The organism is Ruegeria sp. AD5, from assembly GCF_056542345.1.
Genome location: NZ_JBQFZR010000004.1, coordinates 100776 through 118389, shown reverse-complemented (window position 1 = coordinate 118389; position 17614 = coordinate 100776). Strand labels below are relative to the sequence as shown.

The 17614-nt window shown below is 55.9% G+C and carries 16 protein-coding genes and 2 tRNA genes; 10 read left to right on the top strand and 8 right to left on the bottom strand.

What is annotated here, in order from left to right:
* Positions 1 to 59: 59 nt before the first annotated feature.
* On the top strand, positions 60 to 863 hold the full coding sequence (locus tag ACR0JG_RS18380) for an undecaprenyl-diphosphate phosphatase (protein ID WP_480571733.1): 804 nt from the start codon (positions 60 to 62) through the stop codon (positions 861 to 863).
* Here ACR0JG_RS18380 and ACR0JG_RS18375 read toward each other — a convergent pair whose 3' ends face one another.
* The gene (locus tag ACR0JG_RS18375) at positions 864 to 1847 is read right to left on the bottom strand and encodes a complex I NDUFA9 subunit family protein (protein ID WP_170515229.1); all 984 of its coding nucleotides are present in this window, start codon (positions 1845 to 1847) and stop codon (positions 864 to 866) included.
* Positions 1848 to 2045: 198 nt separating this feature from the next.
* On the opposite strand from ACR0JG_RS18375, the gene ACR0JG_RS18370 reads away from it, so the two are divergent.
* Positions 2046 to 2132, top strand: a tRNA-Leu gene (locus tag ACR0JG_RS18370).
* Positions 2133 to 2442: 310 nt separating this feature from the next.
* Positions 2443 to 3804 carry a homogentisate 1,2-dioxygenase gene (gene hmgA / locus ACR0JG_RS18365; RefSeq protein ID WP_480571730.1) on the top strand — a complete coding sequence of 454 codons (1362 nt, stop codon included), beginning with the start codon at positions 2443 to 2445 and terminating at the stop codon, positions 3802 to 3804.
* An 88-nt stretch (positions 3805 to 3892) separates the two neighbouring features.
* Here hmgA and ACR0JG_RS18360 read toward each other — a convergent pair.
* Positions 3893 to 3969 (bottom strand) — tRNA-Arg (locus tag ACR0JG_RS18360).
* 114 nt (positions 3970 to 4083) lie between these two features.
* Between ACR0JG_RS18360 and ACR0JG_RS18355 the strand changes: the two genes are divergently transcribed.
* On the top strand, positions 4084 to 5109 hold the full coding sequence (locus ACR0JG_RS18355) for a LacI family DNA-binding transcriptional regulator (RefSeq protein WP_170399205.1): 1026 nt from the start codon (positions 4084 to 4086) through the stop codon (positions 5107 to 5109).
* 6 nt (positions 5110 to 5115) lie between these two features.
* The gene (locus tag ACR0JG_RS18350) at positions 5116 to 6330 is read left to right on the top strand and encodes a winged helix-turn-helix domain-containing protein (protein WP_480571727.1); all 1215 of its coding nucleotides are present in this window, start codon (positions 5116 to 5118) and stop codon (positions 6328 to 6330) included.
* Here the strand turns inward: ACR0JG_RS18350 and ACR0JG_RS18345 are convergent.
* A complete protein-coding gene (locus ACR0JG_RS18345) occupies positions 6323 to 7237 on the bottom strand; it encodes a helix-turn-helix transcriptional regulator (protein WP_170399212.1) in 915 nt (304 codons plus the stop codon). The two genes, ACR0JG_RS18350 and ACR0JG_RS18345, sit on opposite strands and share 8 nt — an antisense overlap.
* A gap of 163 nt (positions 7238 to 7400) precedes the next feature.
* The gene (hpaR, locus tag ACR0JG_RS18340; protein WP_170515396.1) at positions 7401 to 7835 is read right to left on the bottom strand and encodes a homoprotocatechuate degradation operon regulator HpaR; all 435 of its coding nucleotides are present in this window, start codon (positions 7833 to 7835) and stop codon (positions 7401 to 7403) included.
* 127 nt (positions 7836 to 7962) lie between these two features.
* On the opposite strand from hpaR, the gene ACR0JG_RS18335 reads away from it, so the two are divergent.
* Positions 7963 to 9372, top strand: a complete 1410-nt coding sequence (locus ACR0JG_RS18335) for a pyridoxal phosphate-dependent decarboxylase family protein (RefSeq protein ID WP_480571724.1) — start codon at positions 7963 to 7965, stop codon at positions 9370 to 9372.
* On the opposite strand, the gene ACR0JG_RS18330 is transcribed toward ACR0JG_RS18335, so the two are convergent.
* On the bottom strand, positions 9369 to 10511 hold the full coding sequence (locus ACR0JG_RS18330) for a DUF3095 domain-containing protein (RefSeq protein WP_480571721.1): 1143 nt from the start codon (positions 10509 to 10511) through the stop codon (positions 9369 to 9371). The genes ACR0JG_RS18335 and ACR0JG_RS18330 overlap by 4 nt on opposite strands.
* Before the next feature lie 145 nt (positions 10512 to 10656).
* Between ACR0JG_RS18330 and ACR0JG_RS18325 the strand changes: the two genes are divergently transcribed.
* The 3 genes from ACR0JG_RS18325 (at position 10657) to ACR0JG_RS18315 (ending at position 14015) form a co-directional block, all read left to right on the top strand.
* Positions 10657 to 11829 carry an MFS transporter gene (locus tag ACR0JG_RS18325; protein WP_480571718.1) on the top strand — a complete coding sequence of 391 codons (1173 nt, stop codon included), beginning with the start codon at positions 10657 to 10659 and terminating at the stop codon, positions 11827 to 11829.
* 15 nt (positions 11830 to 11844) lie between these two features.
* Positions 11845 to 12879: a glycosyltransferase family 4 protein gene (locus tag ACR0JG_RS18320; protein ID WP_480571715.1), complete on the top strand. Its 1035-nt coding sequence runs from the start codon at positions 11845 to 11847 to the stop codon at positions 12877 to 12879.
* Positions 12880 to 12992: 113 nt separating this feature from the next.
* The gene (locus ACR0JG_RS18315) at positions 12993 to 14015 is read left to right on the top strand and encodes an aspartate-semialdehyde dehydrogenase (protein WP_480571712.1); all 1023 of its coding nucleotides are present in this window, start codon (positions 12993 to 12995) and stop codon (positions 14013 to 14015) included.
* 89 nt (positions 14016 to 14104) lie between these two features.
* Here ACR0JG_RS18315 and ACR0JG_RS18310 read toward each other — a convergent pair whose 3' ends face one another.
* From ACR0JG_RS18310 to ACR0JG_RS18300, 3 genes are all read right to left on the bottom strand, one after another.
* Positions 14105 to 15679, bottom strand: coding sequence for a hypothetical protein (locus tag ACR0JG_RS18310; RefSeq protein ID WP_480571709.1), 1575 nt, complete (start codon positions 15677 to 15679; stop codon positions 14105 to 14107).
* Positions 15680 to 15847: 168 nt separating this feature from the next.
* Entirely contained in the window at positions 15848 to 16384 is a 537-nt protein-coding gene (locus tag ACR0JG_RS18305; RefSeq protein ID WP_170408759.1) for an SRPBCC family protein, read from the bottom strand.
* 86 nt (positions 16385 to 16470) lie between these two features.
* Positions 16471 to 16950, bottom strand: coding sequence for a phosphoribosyl-AMP cyclohydrolase (locus ACR0JG_RS18300; protein ID WP_170399250.1), 480 nt, complete (start codon positions 16948 to 16950; stop codon positions 16471 to 16473).
* Positions 16951 to 17164: 214 nt separating this feature from the next.
* Between ACR0JG_RS18300 and ACR0JG_RS18295 the strand changes: the two genes are divergently transcribed.
* Positions 17165 to 17554: a hypothetical protein gene (locus ACR0JG_RS18295; RefSeq protein ID WP_480571706.1), complete on the top strand. Its 390-nt coding sequence runs from the start codon at positions 17165 to 17167 to the stop codon at positions 17552 to 17554.
* Positions 17555 to 17614 lie beyond the last annotated feature (60 nt).

Sequence of the window (17614 nt, the reverse complement as noted above, 5' to 3'; positions counted from 1 at the left end):
CCCGTTGCCCGCTTATACCCATTGTTCTCAACAAAACGAGCACGGTACCGGCAGAGCAGATGAGCCTTTTTCACTTGATTCTTGTGGCGATCATTCAGGGCGTCACCGAATTCTTGCCTGTATCTTCATCCGGGCACCTGATCCTGTTGCCCCGCCTGACTGGCGCGGATGATCAAGGCCTGGCAATCGATGTCGCCGTCCATGTTGGAACACTTGGCGCGGTTATTCTTTATTTCTGGTCAGATGTGAAACAAGCCCTAGCCGGGATACCACAAATTATCCGAGGACGAATTGAGACGCCTCAGGCGCGGTTGGCACTGGGCTTGGTCATCGCCACGATTCCGACAGTCATTGCGGGTGGGATCGTGTACCTGACGGGGCTTGAGCAGACTCTGCGTTCAGTCGCCGTCATCGGATGGGCGATGCTTGGCTTCGGGTTAGTGCTGTATTGGATGGATCAAAAGGGGGTACAAACCAAACGTAGTTCGGACTGGGGCTTAAAGGACGCAATGATCATGGGGCTGTGGCAGATGTTGGCCTTAATCCCGGGGACTTCACGCTCGGGGATTACGATCACAGGCGCTCGTCAGCTTGGCTATACACGCGAAGATGGTGCGCGGATTGCCATGCTGATGTCGATACCTACGATCATCGCTTCGGGCGTCCTGCTTTCGGTCGACGTCGTCCGTGAGGCGGACACACAGCTGGCCAAGGACGGCGCGATTGCCGCAGCCTTCGCCTTTGTTTCGGCTCTGCTCGCGCTTAACCTGATGATGCGGCTTCTGCGCAGCGTCAGTTTCACGCCCTATGTGATCTACCGGGTCATCCTCGGAGCAATACTGCTAATGATCGCCTATAGCTGATCAGATGCGCAGGTTCTTGGCCGAGTTCTGAATATCGTCATACTGGCCCGCGGGGCGGAATTTCCACAGATATTCTGGCAGAACCGATTCTAACGTCGCGGGCTCGATCCCGAGGTCTGAAAAACCTTTAGCGTCATCCGCCACCACATTATCGCGCCGCAGATTCTTAAGTTGGTCACGAGTCAGGATATTGTTCGGAAACAACTGAAAACTGACGAACTTCGCGATATCCAACACACCCGCCATGATTTTCGCCGCCCAGAAAGGCATCCCGATGATGATCCGGCGGCGATGAATTACGTCGAGCATCTGCTGCATCAAGGCGCGGAAACTCTTTACCTCTGGCCCGCCCAGTTCATAAACACCGGCAGACGCTTTGCCCAGAACGCCTTGAACTGCCGCTTGCGCAACATCATCGACATAGACAGGTTGAAATTTAGTTTCCGCCCCAACAAGCGGCAGGAACGGGCTCATCCGTGTCATTCCTGCGAAGCGGTTGAAAAACTGGTCTTCGGTGCCGAAAATGACTGATGGGCGCAGAATGACGGCACCCGGCATGTGTTGCAAAACGCCCGCCTCGCCCTGCGCTTTGGTGCGCGCATATTCGCTGTCGGATTCGGGATCCGCACCGATGGCCGAGATATGAACCATGCGGTCAATACCCTGAGCGGCCGCCAGCCGGGCGATCCGTTCGGCACCTTCGGCCTGCACTGCGTCGAACGCATTCTTGCCCAGCTCATTCAATACGCCGACGCAATTCACCACGGCGTCCACACCATGCATCGCTGCAGCGACCGAGGCGTCATCACGGATATTGCACAAGATAGGCTCGACCTGACCAACCGCGCCATAGGGTCTGACGAACATCGCTTCATTGGGCCGCCGCACAGCGACGCGGACACGCCAGCCTTCGGCAGCCATACGCCGCGCGATATATCGGCCGACAAAGCCCGATCCACCGTAAATCGTGACGAGTTTCGACATGATGGCGCTCCTGCTGTCTTGGTCTGATTTGATCTAGCGCCCACGAGCCCGTCGAACAAGGCGCAATAACGCCGCGCTTCTCTGAAAGTCCGTCGCATGAACCAGAAGTTGGGGCACGCATCAAAAAACTTTCAAAAACACCCCCGAATCTGGTTGACGCCCACTGCCAGTCAGCTTAAACGCCCCTCCACGACACCTGCCCAGGTGGCGGAATTGGTAGACGCGCTAGCTTCAGGTGCTAGTGTCCGTGTGGACGTGGAGGTTCGAGTCCTCTCCTGGGCACCAAAATCTCCATAAAATTTGAACCCCTGGCACTTCCGGTCACTTGACTGACGTACAATCAGACTGGTTTGGCCTGTCAGGGTCAATTTCTCTGTTTGACCCCGAAAATTGACCCGCAGGTACCGGAATTAACAATCTCTGTTGCACTACCTTTTGCCAGTCGAAGAAGGACATGGTGCAAGGCTATGGCAATTTCCTGCAAATCAAACTCATCTTTTTTGAAGATACCTTCCCGTCGCGCTTGTTAGTTACAAAGTCAACTATTACCACACCCATTAAATTCGATCGTATCTGTCCGGAAGGAACGTGCAAAATGAATGAGCTGACCAAGAATGAACGCATGACAGTTGCCCCATCCTTGAAAGGGCCGCACGAAGGGTACATGCCGGGCTTTGGCAACGATTACGAAACCGAAGCGCTTCCTGATGCTCTGCCCCAGGGTATGAACAGCCCGCAGAAATGCAATTACGGCCTCTATGGAGAGCAGCTTTCAGGCACTGCGTTCACGGCACCCTCGCACCAGAACGAGCGCACCTGGTGCTATCGTATCCGCCCGTCAGTAAAGCATTCACATCGCTATGAAAAAATCGATGTTCCCTATTGGAAATCAGCGCCAAATGTCGATCCTGACGTTGTCAGCTTGGGACAGTACCGCTGGGATCCGGTGCCCCATACCGGTGAACAGACAACCTGGGTCACGGGCATGCACACCATGACCACTGCCGGGGATGTGAACACTCAGGTCGGGATGGCCAGCCATATCTATATGGTGAATACTTCGATGCAGGATGATTACTTCTTCTCGGCTGACTCCGAGCTGCTGGTGGTGCCGCAAGAGGGCGTTCTGCGATTCTACACCGAATTGGGGATCATCGACCTTGAACCCAAGGAAATCGCTATCATTCCACGCGGCCTTGTCTACCGGGTCGAAGTTGTGGAAGGCCCTGCGCGCGGGTTCGTGTGCGAAAACTACGGCCAGAAATTCGAACTGCCTGGCCGCGGCCCGATCGGCGCCAACTGCATGGCCAACCCGCGTGATTTCAAAGCACCGGTCGCGGCGTTTGAGGACCGCGAAGTGCCCTCAACCGTGACCGTCAAATGGTGCGGCCAGTTTCACCAGACTAAAATCGGTCACAGCCCGCTGGACGTGGTGGCGTGGCATGGCAACTATGCACCCGTCAAATACGACCTGCGTACATATTGCCCGGTCGGAGCCATCCTGTTCGATCATCCGGATCCGTCGATCTTCACCGTTCTGACCGCACCTTCAGGCCAGCCCGGCACCGCCAATATCGACTTTGTTCTGTTCCGCGAGCGCTGGATGGTCATGGAAGATACCTTCCGTCCGCCCTGGTACCACAAGAACATCATGTCCGAACTGATGGGCAATATTTACGGCCAATATGATGCGAAACCGCAGGGCTTTATTCCCGGCGGTATGAGCCTGCACAACATGATGCTGCCCCACGGCCCGGATCGCGAAGCCTTTGAAAAAGCATCGAATTCAAACCTGGGGCCAGACAAACTGGAGAACACCATGTCCTTCATGTTCGAAACCCGCTTTCCGCAACATCTCACAGCGTTCGCCGCCAATGAGGCACCACTGCAGGACGACTACATCGACTGTTGGAACGACATCGAAAAGAAATTCGACGGCACACCCGGCAAGAAGTGACGAGGGTATAATTCCTTCGTCTCCCAAAGGGCAGAGAATTAGAACGCTTGATCTGTAACGCATTTAATCGGGTACGTTCAGAAAAGCTTGGCGACCCCGGCAGGATTCGAACCTGCAACCTGCCCCTTAGGAGGGGGCTGCTCTATCCAGTTGAGCCACGGGGCCGCGCGTCGTTTTCTCTAGCGGGGTTTTTTCAGATTGTCATGGGCTTTGCACAACAGTTGAACAATTCGCCCTGTTCACGCTACCATCGGCCAAACAAACAATGCAGGTATCTCGGTGACAACAGAAACAAAACGCCCGCTTACCCTTCGTGATGTCTCGGAAGCGTCCGGAGTATCCGAAATGACCGTTAGCCGGGTGCTACGTAATCGCGGGGATGTGTCGGATGCCACCCGTACCCGTGTTTTGGCCGCCGCAAAAGAGCTGGGATATGTGCCCAACAAGATCGCGGGAGCATTGGCGTCAAGCCGGGTGAATCTGGTCGCTGTGATCATCCCGTCATTGTCAAATATGGTCTTCCCCGAAGTTCTAACCGGTATCAATCAGGTGCTGGAAGATACTGAACTGCAGCCGGTGGTTGGCGTCACGGACTATCTGCCAGAAAAAGAAGAAAAAGTGCTGTACGAGATGCTCTCGTGGCGGCCCTCAGGCGTGATCATTGCCGGGCTGGAGCATACCGAAGCCGCGCGCGCTATGCTGGATTCAGCTGGCATACCGGTGGTCGAGATCATGGATACCGATGGCAAACCGGTGGATGCGATGGTGGGAATCTCTCACCGCCGCGCCGGGCGCGAAATGGCGCAGGCAATCCTGAAAGCGGGCTATGAGCATATCGGGTTTATGGGCACCAAGATGCCGTTAGACCACCGTGCCCGTAAACGGTTCGAAGGGTTCACCGAAGTATTGGGCAAGCACGGGATCGAGATTGAGGACCGTGAATTTTATTCGGGTGGCTCAGCGCTGGCCAAGGGGCGCGAGATGACACAAGCGATGCTGGAACGCTCGCCCGAGTTGGATTTTCTGTATTATTCCAACGATATGATCGGCGCGGGTGGGCTGCTGTATTTGCTGGACCAAGGGATCGATGTGCCCGGTCAAATCGGATTGGCCGGATTCAACAATGTGGAGCTGCTGCAGGGGCTACCACGCAAGCTGGCCACGATGGATGCCTGCCGGACCGAGATTGGGCGCACCGCGGCCGAGATCATTGCGGCGAAGTTGGCCGATCCGGATTCCGAGGTTGAAACCCGCGTTACCCTGACCCCCAAAATCAGCTATGGCGACACGCTGAAACGGCGATAACTCCCGATGGCGCAGCAACGTCTGGACAACCGCGCGGCGCGGGCGCTGTTCATGGATCGGCACGCGCTTTTGGAACAGCCTACTGGAAGTTCCAAAGGCGATGACTTGTTACAGCTGATCCATCGTTTAGGGTTTGTCCAGCTCGACAGTATCAACACCGTCGCCCGCGCGCATGACATGATCCTATATGCGCGTAAGCCCAGCTATCGTTCGCGCTACCTCAAGCAGCTCTACGAACGCGACCGCGCGCTGTTTGAGCATTGGACGCACGATGCGGCGGTGATCCCAATGGAATTCTATCGCCATTGGCATCTGCGGTTCCTGCGCGATGCCGACATGCTGAAAGCCCGCTGGAAGAACTGGCGGCGTGACGGGTTTGAGCAAAAGTTCGAAACCGTCCTACAACATATCCGCGACCATGGTCCGGTTGGCTCGTCCGATGTCGGAAAAGACGAGAAAAAGGGATCTGGCGGTTGGTGGGACTGGCATCCATCCAAGACCGCGCTGGAATATCTCTGGCGATCCGGCGCGCTGACCGTGGTTGGACGCGATGGGTTTCAGAAACGCTATGACCTGACAGAGCGGGTTATAGAAACTCAACTTTGCCCCGGCAATTTGCATTGCGACGCAAATGAAACTGTGGATTGGTTGTGTAACGCCGCACTCGACCGGCTGGGGTTCGCCACATCAGGAGAGCTTGCCGCGTTCTGGGATACGGTAAGCGCTGCCGAGGCAAAATCCTGGTGCCAACAGGCTCTAACACAGGGTGAAATCAAAGAGATCTGCGTCGAATGCGCAGACGGGCGGGAACGAAAAGTGTTCGCCCGCCCCGGTCTATGTGAACACGCTACAGAGCTGCCCGATGCGCCGGGCCGGATCAGAGTTCTCAGCCCTTTTGACCCTATGTTGCGTGACCGGAACCGGGCCGAGCGGTTGTTCGGATTCCACTATCGGATCGAGGTGTTCGTACCCGAACCCAAGCGTACCTACGGCTATTATGTCTTTCCGTTGCTTGAAGGGCACCGGTTGATCGGACGCATCGACATGAAGGCCCAGCGAGACCGTGGACTGTTGCGAATCCGATCCGTATGGCCAGAAAGGTCGGTGCGTTGGTCTGATGCAAGAACCCGCCGCCTGCAGGCCGAATTGGACCGGGTAAGGCGATTTGCGGAACTGGACGGGGTGGAATTTGAAAAGGATTGGCTGAAAGATCCTAAATAGAACCCAATTTTTCGATCAGGAAACCTTGTTCCTCAATCAGTAGGCGCAGCTCGTTCAGCGAAACATGGGGCGCCCTGCCCGATGTATCTAGCTGCGCATTTGCCCGCCCATACAAAGCCTCGCGACTGGCCAATATGTTCTTGAGCTGTTCCATCGCCTTGGGATTTCCGGCCATCGGGCGTTCGTCGCCTTGGGCGCGCACGCGGTCCATATGCTCGGTCGGTGACGCGCGCAGCCAGATGGTGTGAAACCGGCCAAGCAGGGTAGCATAGGTCGAAGGCTCTGATACGATCCCGCCCGCGACTGCCAGCACGACCCGATCATGCTCTGCAATCACCCGATCCAGCGCCTGCGCTTCCAGATTGCGATACCCGTCTTGCCCGTAGAACGCCATCACTTCAGACATGGGCATGCCGGCCATCTCTTCAATCATGGCTGTGAGCTCAACAAACGGCAGTCTTTGTGCAGCGGCCAGCATAGCGCCAAGAGTTGACTTACCCGCTCCGCGTAATCCAATCAGACAAACCCGATGCGCACGTGCATCCTCATCTGGGTGAGGTTGCAATGCACGCCTGACGCTTTCTTTGACGTCGTCGCTGGCTTGTCGGAAAAGCTCAACTATCTGCAAAGCATCCGAATCCCACGGATCATCTTCACCAATCAACCATTCGGCTTTGTAATCCAGTGCCTGTGCGACACGGTGCAACACGCCGATCGAGATGTTGCCCTCACCCGCCTCAAGCTGCGCCAAATAGCGTGGGGAAACGCCCGAGTTCTCAGACAGAATCCGGCGCGGGATGCCTCGCATTTGACGCGCCCGGCGTACTCGCGCGCCCACTCGCTCGCTTAAATCCTGCTTTGCAATATGTGCAGGCAGTGCCGGTTCTGGCGGTTTGGGCCCATCCATCTGCATTGAACCGTTTGTTAAAGGTAAGGATGAGGCTACGACGCGAACCATCTACGGGCAACGAATATTACCTTCTCCGCCCACAATGCTTATCGTTTGGGGCCTTAAACGAGGTCTGAACGACGACAAGCAGTTTGGTTAGAGCCTGTTCTGAGCATTGCGCTCAGCCTTCCAGCTGGTGAAGCTCTACCAGAAGGTCCAGCAACTTCTCGTGCTGCTCTGCCCCGAGCAAAGAGCGGGTGTGTTCCGCCAGCTCCAACATTTCCGCCAGATTTGCGTCGATAATTTGCAACCCATTCTCGCTGATTTCGACAATCTGTCGGCGGCGGTCTTTGGTATCCGGCCGCCTCATGATCAGCTTGCTGTCTTCGAGCTTTTTCAGAATGCGCGTCAGGCTGGGCAACAAGAGGCAGGCGCGCTCGGCGATCTGAGTAGGCTCCTGAGGTCCTTCTTCCTGCAAAACGCGCAGAACGCGCCATTGTTGCTCGGTGACGCCAGCATCCGTTAGCACACCACGAATAGGCCCCATCACCTTTTCCCGAGCGCGCAACAACGCTATCGGCAATGATCGGGACGTCTGTGGTAAGTTCTTTGACATATGGAATTTTCGCGCAATTCCAAATATTTCGCAATAGAACGTTGGTTGTGGTTGAGTTTCGTTTACTGGACTTTACTTAACTTGTTTAGCATATGATACTGACAAAAAGGCTACCGAGGCGGATAAGATGAAATGGAATGAATTCTCCGATTGGGGCAAGAAGGTTGCCGAGTGGACGCAAGACTATCACCTGACGGTGGGCGACAAGCCCGTGCGCGCCCGGACCGAGCCGGGCGATATCCTGAACGCTCTGCCCGCGCATCCCCCTGAGCAGGGCGAGCCGATCGAGGACATCTTTCATGATTTCGAACAAATCGTGATGCCCGGCATTACCCATTGGCAACACCCTCGGTTCTTCGCCTACTTCAATTCGAACGCCTCGGCCCCGTCTGTTCTGGCCGAGTTCCTGGCCAGCGCCATCGCGCCGCAATGTATGCTGTGGCAGACCTCGCCCGCCGCAACCGAGATGGAAACACGAATGATGGACTGGCTGCGCGAAGCGCTGGACCTGCCCAAAGGTTTTGCCGGGGTCATTCAGGATTCGGCGTCATCTGCGACATTGGCGGCTGTGCTGACCATGCGCGAGAAGGCGATGAACTGGCAGGGCAACACGCTGGGGCTGTTCGGTCAAAAGCCACTGCGCATTTATTGCTCTTCCGAGGTTCATACCTCAATCGACCGCGCAATCTGGGTTGCGGGGATTGGACAGGACAATCTGGTGCGCATCCCCGTGCAAGGTGATTGGCGTGGAATGAACCCCGAGGCGCTTGAAGCAGCGATTCAATCAGATTTAGAGACTGGTTTCCACCCGGCGGGCGTGATCCTTTGTGTTGGAGGGACCGGAACCGGGGCAACTGATCCAGTGGATCGCTGCCTTGCGATCGCACAGAAATACGGCCTTTATTCCCATGTCGATGCAGCCTGGGCGGGGTCGGCGATGATCTGCCCCGAATATCGTCACTACTGGCCGGGGATCGATCAGGCCGACAGCATTGTATTCAATCCCCATAAGTGGCTGGGCGTGCAATTCGATTGCTGTGCGCATTTCCTGAAAAACCCCGATGATCTGGTCCGCACGCTTGCGATCAGCCCGGAATATCTGAAAACCCACGGCAAGGACGGGATCATCAATTACTCGGAATGGTCGGTGCCATTGGGACGTCGGTTCCGCGCGCTGAAACTGTGGTTCGTCATCCGCACCTATGGGCTGGAGGGGCTGCGCGAACGGCCGCGGAATCACGTCAATTGGTCGCGCGCGCTGCATGACCGTCTAGCAGCAGAACCGGATTTTCGGATCGTGACGCCTCCAATGTGGTCTCTTTGGACCTTCCGATACGAGCCGGATGGGGCCGACGATCTGGATGATCTGAACCTGCGGCTGGTGAATGCAATCAATGATGATGGGCGGATCTACCTGACACAGACCCGCGTGGATGGCGATATGGTCATCCGCTTTCAGGCAGGTCAGTTTGAAACCAAAGAACAGGACGTGATGATGGCCTATGACGTGATCACTGAAATCGCTCGAGGGCTTTAGGCCCTCATTGACGCTGCAGCCTGCGCGTATCCCCCCGAGGCCCCGTCAACAAAATGCACATGGTCGTCACGCATGGCCGAGGGAACAAAGCAGGTCATCATCGCCTCTTGCTGGGCGTGCATGCCATATCTGATTTTGCCTTTTGTTTGCGCGTCTTCCAGCATCTGAGTGAGCTTTTCCAACGTGCTCGAGTCACAATCCAGCGTCATTTTCAGACCGTCATCAAACTTTCGGAAATCAGCGTTGCGACTGACCATCTCCTTGTAATGCTTGGGTTCGAATTGACCCAGGCGCATCCCGGTTTTGAACAACAAGCCGATCAACATATTCCCGATCATCAAGCGTGTTTTCTGCATCAGAAGATTCCGACCCGCGCGTGAGACATGGGCATCGATATCGACGCCGGGCGGAGGGAAACTCATCGGAGGTCCTTTGGCCGGAACCGGGTGACCGGCGCGTTCTAGCCCTTCGGCGACGGACAGGATGGATTGAGTCAGGGCGGCGAATTCAGCCTCATTAGACTCTGATGTAGGCTGAATAACCAGTGAAACGATCTGACCAACCCTCGCTGGACTGTTGGACCAACGACAAGATAGGCCGGTTAGATCGGGCTGCGCGTCAGGTCCGGCTGGTTGCACAACAAGTTGCCCGGATTTCATCTGAGCCTCGGCCCAGGCCAGTCCCCCGCCGGTAAACATCGCATAGTCAACGCCGGTGGACGGCGCAAAGCGAGCAACACGCAGATCACGTCCAGCGGCGCGGATGTCGGCCACCGAAACCAGCGCTGCACGCAGAGTGATTGAGAATTCCGTTTCGGCCCAGCTTTGCAATGTTGCCAGCGTATCTCGCGCGATCTCGGCATCCTCGTCCGATACGGCGAATCCAGCACCATCACCACCGAAGACATACGGGAATATGCGCCCGCCCAGCGCATTGATCATGCCTGAAATCACGGCCGCCCCCACCATGTTGACGGTCTTGTACCGGCCCCGCGCGATTTCACCGGTCGAATCTACGATATCGGCGACGCCCAGAACCCATGTCTCTGGCAAAGGTGTGAACTGCGCGGGGTCACTGAGGCTGAGGAAATTGTCCGAAATGGGGACGGAGGCATAAAATACAGGGTCTGAGAGGGTCATAACACACTCGGGAAATCCTAAATCTGCAGTGATGATAGCTCAATTGTGAAGAATGTCCGCCCCAATCGATTCAATCATGGCACTTGTGCCGATCAACGCGGCGTGCAAAGCATCGGGGCGGGGCAGCTAGACAATAGGTCAAGAAATGCAGGCAGGTTTGGTGATCTTGTGTCTGGCCTATGTACTCAGCCAGTTTTTCCGAGCTTTTCTGGCAGTTTTGACCACCGATCTGGGACGCGATATCGGCGCAACACCCGAAGACCTCGCCTTTGCTTCAGGTCTTTGGTTTCTAATCTTTGCGGCGATGCAGATTCCGGTGGGCTGGGCACTGGACCGCGTCGGTCCTCGGCGCAGTTCTGCGGTGCTGCTGCTGATCGGCGGGGCTGGCGGGGCTGGCCTGTTCGCGGTCGCAACGACCCCGTTCCATGTGGCGCTCGCCATGGCGTTGATCGGGGTAGGATGCTCGCCGGTTCTGATGGCATCCTACTATATCTTTGCACGAGAGTTTCCACCTGCCAAATTCGCCACGCTCGCCGCCGCGATGCTGGGCGTGGGATCTGTCGGCAATCTGGTCGCCTCATACCCCACGGCGCTGGCGGTCGAGCTGATGGGCTGGCGCGCGACGCTGGCCGGTCTGGCGATTATCTCTGCTGCGGTGGCTGCGGGGATCTGGCTGACGGTGCATGACCCTGAAAAGGTAAAAACCGAGCAAAAAGGATCACTTCTAGACCTGCTGAAAGAACCTGCACTTTGGGCCATTCTGCCTCTCATGCTTGTGTCTTATGCGCCATCGGGTGCGATCCGAGGTCTTTGGGCCGGGCCGTATTTGAATGACGTGTTCGGGCTCAGCACCGCTCAGATCGGGACGGCAACGTTGATCATGGGGGCCGCGATGATCGCGGGAACCTTCGCCTATGGGCCGCTGGACCGTATCCTGGGCACCCGGAAATGGGTGATCCTGGGCGGTAATACCTTGGGAGTCGCAGCACTGGGCCTGCTGTGCCTGTGGATTGACAGCGGCGTTTGGGTCTCGGTGCTGCTGTTGGCAGTGATCGGCTTTCTGGGCGCCAGTTTTCCGGTGATCATGGCCCATGGCCGGGCCTTCGTGCCGCCGCATCTGGTCGGGCGGGGCGTTACCCTGCTGAACCTTTTTGGCGTTGGCGGCGTTGGTCTGGCGCAATTTGCCACCGGGCGCATCCATGCGGCCAGCGCCGGGATCAGCCCTTCCGCACCTTATACGGCGATCTTCGGATTTTTCGCAGTCACCCTTGCCATTGGCTGTGTGATCTATCTATTCAGTCGGGACAGCGTGGACTGAAACCGGAGACCGCCCGTGCAGGACATTGAGGTGATTGCACCCAATCTGAAGCATTCTCTGTCGGGCGTGACAACGACGGTGATCCGACTGCTGCCAATCCAGCAGAAAATGATCGGCATCCGTGCCACCGGTCCCGGCCTGCCGCCAGATTTGCCCCATATCAGACTCTGGAAACTTTTGTTTCTGTCCAATCGAAAACGGGTCTGGCATGCACGCCGGAATACCGAGATGTTGATGGGTCTGGTCTTGCGTTCGGTGCTTCGACGCAACTACAAACTGCTATTCACCTCAGCTGCGCAACGTGATCATTCCGGGTTCACCAAGCGGCTGATTTCGAAAATGGACGCGTTGATCGCGACGACGCCTCAGGCCGCTTCCTTTCTGGAGCATCCCGCTACTGTCATCATGCATGGCGTCAACACCGAGCTGTTTCACCCAGCCGAGGACAAAAGCGCCCAGCGCCAAAAACTTGGCCTGCCAGACGGGCTGCTGATCGGGTGTTTTGGCCGTATCCGCCCTCAGAAAGGAGTCGACTTGTTGGTCGATGCCGCCCTGATGGTGCTGCCTAATCACCCCGATGCGCATGTGATCTTCACCGGGCGTACCACCAACGAATTTGAGGCTTTTCAGGCTGAGCAGGAGCAAAAGCTGCAGGATGCCGGGCTGGGCGACCGCGTTCATTTTCTGGGTGAGCGTCCTTGGGATGAGATTGTCGAGACCTATCGCGCACTCGATCTGTTCGTTGCGTCCGCACGGCACGAAGGGTTCGGCCTTACACCGCTTGAAGCGATGGCCTCGGGCGTGCCCGCCATAGCCAGTCACGGGGTCGGAGCGTTCAGTGCGCAAATCAAGGATGGTGAGACCGGAAGACTGGTCGAGAAAGACAATGCCACTGCACTGGCCGACGCGCTGGAGGATATGCTACAGGACCGCGCTGCGCTGGCCGCTGCGGGACTAGCCGCGCGCGCCCATGTCGAGCAGAATTTTCGAATCGAAGGCGAAGCGAGGGCGATTGTCGAGGTTTATCGATCCTTGCTGAAACAACCCTGAACGGTACTGAACTGTGTCAAATCGGTGTGACGGGGTGAAATAAGCCGAAACCCCTCTTTTTTCTTTGCCGCAACGCGGCTATGAACGCGCGTCCTTAACTTTGGAGACATGAAATGGGCTATCGCGTCGTAGTCGTCGGCGCCACGGGTAACGTGGGCCGCGAAATGCTGAACATCCTGGCGGAACGCCAGTTCCCTGTCGATGAACTTGCTGCTCTGGCAAGCCGTCGTTCGCTGGGTACTGAGGTGACATTTGGCGACAAGACGCTCACTACCAAAGATCTGGACACATTCGATTTCACTGGTTGGGACATGGCGCTGTTTGCCGTGGGTTCCGAGGCCACCAAGGTCTACGCCCCCAAGGCAGCGGCGGCTGGCTGCGTGGTGATCGATAACAGCTCGCTCTATCGCTATGACCCGGAGATTCCGCTGATCGTGCCGGAATGTAACCCCGAGGCGATCCACGACTATAAAAACAAAAACATCATCGCCAATCCCAACTGCTCGACCGCGCAGATGGTCGTCGCGCTGAAGCCGCTGCATGACCGTGCACGCATTAAGCGCGTGGTTGTCTCGACCTATCAATCGGTATCGGGTGCCGGTAAAGAAGGCATGGACGAGCTTTGGGATCAGACCAAGGCCATCTACAACCCGACGACCGAGGTTGAGCCGAAGAAGTTCCAGAAACAGATCGCCTTCAACGTCATCCCTCAAATCGACGTCTTCATGGAAGACGGCTCGACCAAGGAAGAGTGGAAGATGGTTGTCGAGACCAAAAAGATCGTCGATCCGTCGATCAAGGTCACCGCAACCTGCGTTCGCGTTCCGGTATTCGTCGGCCACTCCGAGGCGGTGAATATCGAGTTCGAAGAGTTCCTCGACGAAGACGAAGCCCGCGACATCCTGCGCGAAGCACCGGGCATCATGTTAATCGACAAGCGTGAACCGGGTGGATACGTCTCACCAATCGAATGCGCGGGCGATTTCGCCACGTTCATCAGCCGCATCCGTCAGGATTCGACGGTTGAGAATGGCATCAACCTGTGGTGCGTTTCGGACAACCTGCGCAAAGGCGCGGCATTGAACGCTGTTCAAATTGCAGAATTGCTGGGCCGCGAGGTTCTGAAGAAGGGGTAGATCAGGCTCTTCTGAAAAAAGCAGTTGAAACCCCGCCACCAGTGGTGGGGTTTTTCATAGCCGAATTATTGTTCAACAGACTACCTAGCTCACGAGTCCTGTGCAGTCCCGGAGCATCCGTCTGAAAGCCTTGGACCCGGCTTGCGGTTCACCGGCTCTGGGCCGTACAGGTAACCTGTAACGTAGGTACCCATCCAATCCATTTCGGTCGCAAACATAAGTTCAGCGTCATCGTCTATATCAGGGCGTGACCGGCCAATATCTTCAATGACGGTGCCCATCAAACTAAAGCCGAGCTGCTGTAGATAGTGGGCTGAATAGATGGAATCGTGCAAGTTGTCCAAACACCCGTGACGATAGGTTACAAGTGTCTCATAGACATAAAAATCAGGCAGCCAGTAACCCGTACCGCCGGTGCGCAGGTAGATACGCGGTTGTCCCGACTTACCTGTTTCGCGCCAATGCGCAGAAATCTCGCGCGCATCTTCTCTCAGCATCTCCATGAACTCAGCATATGTATTTGGAGTAATGTACTGATATTCAGCATAAGCACGGTCCAGACCAGGGATCCGGTTTAGTGGCGCCGGGTTTATGCCACCAAAGTAGACAACTGCTATCATTACTGCCTGCCACATCACGATTAATCCCGAAATCAGTGGGCGCGGAGACGGCATTGCCAGAACTATAAGAAGGCCAAGGCCGACCACATAAGGTACAAAAAGCCTAAAACCGAACATCATGTGCTGTCCAGACGCACGGCTCGAATAGATCAGGAACAAAATTACGCTGAAAATCCCGCCTCGAATAATAGCCTTAGATATAGGAGAGTCATGGCCACTGCTTGCGGGCTTCAAAAAGAAGGCGAGTACGGCAAAACCAGAGAGCAGCAAGAAATTCAAAACTGCCGATAGGCTATCGATGGGTGCGCGGCCTCCAAAGGTAAACTTGATGTAGTACGACGTTGGCAGGACGTCTCCATAGTACAGTTTGGCGAAGACCAACCAGCTTGAAGAAATTGCCAAACAAAGAGCCGCCGCAGCCCAGAGTGAAGCACGTCGGAATTCGACCACGGCTACAGTAAGCAAAATTGGGGCGGTAATCAGCACGCTGTCATGTCGTGTCAAAAACATCAGCGCGGCCAAGAAACCAAGCCAGAAAAGGTCTTTTGTATGACTTTCGCCATTTCGATGAACGACGATGAGACGCGATATGAATAGCGTAGCGAAAAAGCTCAGAATTGGTGTTTCAAGCCCACCTACGGTCCACAAAGCCAGAAAAGGCGACATAAGTGCGAACGTATTAAAAAGCAGTAAACGGTAGCCGCTCAGACCAACCTCGCGCTGGGCTAAATACCAAGCTGCCAGAACGATTAGTGGCGATAGAAACCGGTAGCTGTCGACCGGATCCAGGCCGGCATATGCGACAAACGTTTCCAGCAACGCATGAAGTGGTGAAGTGAGTGCAGAAACTTGTTCACCAATATTGTAGACTAGACCATGCCCTGCGGCAGCGTTCATTGCATAACGACCCACTATATAAGCGTCGTCGGCAACAAATCCTCGGTATAGGTAACACACCACAATGAATACGAAAGCACTGACAGCATTTACAGTGCGATCAAAATCGACGGCGTGACGAAGCATGGGTGTTTCGATATTGGTCATGATTTGGACTTTTCAGAGCAATTTGGCAAATTGATGACAAATCTCCGCATCAATCTGAAGTCCGAGGCTTTGTAGTGACTATTCTGCCACCTGGAGGCTGCAAGTATCCCGGATACTTGCCAAGAAACTCAAAACACCTCTGGCATTGTCAGCTTAGTTTCAAAGTGATCACCCCTGTCCCTCAACCAGCGTCTTCAAATTCTCCAACCCGCGCTCGTAATCTCCGCCGACCCAATTGTCCATCATTAGGCCCATCCAGCGGGACATGGGGTTCATACCAAGGTCGGATACGAATCCCCAGGTAACCTGTGTGCCTGATCCTTCTGGCCGCAACTGGAACGAGGCGGTGGCTGTCCCCATCGGGCCAAAATCCAGTGCGGTTTGCACGGACTGATCCGGGGTGCTCTCGGTGATTTCCTGCGAACCGGTTCCCACCTGCGGGTTGTCCGAGGCCCAGTTCAGCGTGTTTCCGACACCCGCTTCCGGGCCACTATAGCTCAGCTTGGTTTCGGGGTCTCGGGACAGCCAGGGGGACCATTTCTCGGTCTCCTGCATCGAATTCACATAGGGAAAGATCGCCGAGGCTGGTGCATCGATTGTGATGCTGCGGGACACCTCGGCCTGACCAGGCAAAAGATATGATACTCCGACAAGCGCCAGAATGATCACCAGTAGGGTGACGAGAATACGTTTAATCAATTTCATGAGCTCGATCCGATTCTGAAAACATCATCGGAAACATATCAAAAAATCGACGTAATTTCAGAGGCCCGATCGTATGGCCCGCAGGATCAGGCCGGTGGCTGGTAAGGCAGCGACGAATGGTGCAGCACGATGCGAAGCACTCCGTCAGCGTCTTTTTTGTAGCCGAAGCTTTTGTCGACTTGCGTGATGTTACCTTGGCTATCCGTCAGAATGACCTTGCCCATCCACATGGCGACATCGCCTTCGACGAAGCTGGCCGATGTCTCACTTGCCATTTCGCGCCAACCCTTGATTCCGAAACCGCCATCAAGCGGAAATTCGGCATCGTGACCGACAAAATAGGCCAGTGCACCGTGGCGAGTCGGGCGAAAGGTTTGATCTCCGGATGCCATAGTTGGTTTGAACAGGACCGGACCCAGATTATAGCCGTATGCCGCATCCAGAACACCCTCGGCAACGGAGCGGGCCGCATCGATCCCACCGTCTTCAAAAGCTTTGGAGATCGCAATCAACCCATCGCCCCAGGCGGTACGGGCAGCGGCCAGCTCGTCAGTGGTAATCGGCATGATCCTGTCCTTCTCTGTCCGGTTTCTATGGTACTGGCAGCAAGTGAGCGTCAACGCAAGAGGTGTGACCGGACTCTCGCCCGGTTTTGCCCACAGAACCGCGTGGAAGCCTGAATTCTCAGAAAATTCGACCCATTCTTCTGAACCGGTGCAAGGTTTTGCAAAGTATTTTGCCGCCAATCTCTGACTGTGCCGTGGGGGCATTTCAATTGGGGTGAATGTGGTGGACAAGATTATCACACTGGAACAGAAGGAACCCGTGCATCTGGACCCGGACCGCCTGAGCAGCCTGTACAATCAGCTCGGCGACACCAACGCGATGGACGTGCTGTGCCGCACGGTTGAAGAACTGGCGTTGCGGCTGTCGAATTGTGAACGGTTTTGGCGGCAACGCGATTGGGCCGGGCTGCGCAAATGCGCAAAATCTCTCGTAGCCATATCCGAGCAAATCGGCATGACAGCACTGGCACGTGTGGCAGGCGATGTAGCCTGTACTGTCGACGCTGGCGATGCGGTCGCGACAGGGGCGACTCTGAGCCGCCTGATCCGGGTGGGCGAGCGATCGCTGACTGCCGTCTGGGACCAGCAAGATCTATCTGTCTGAGAGGGGGTTGCGAGTGCGCCGCAGACAGATAGTCTGGGCGAAAATCCAACCAGCCGAGAC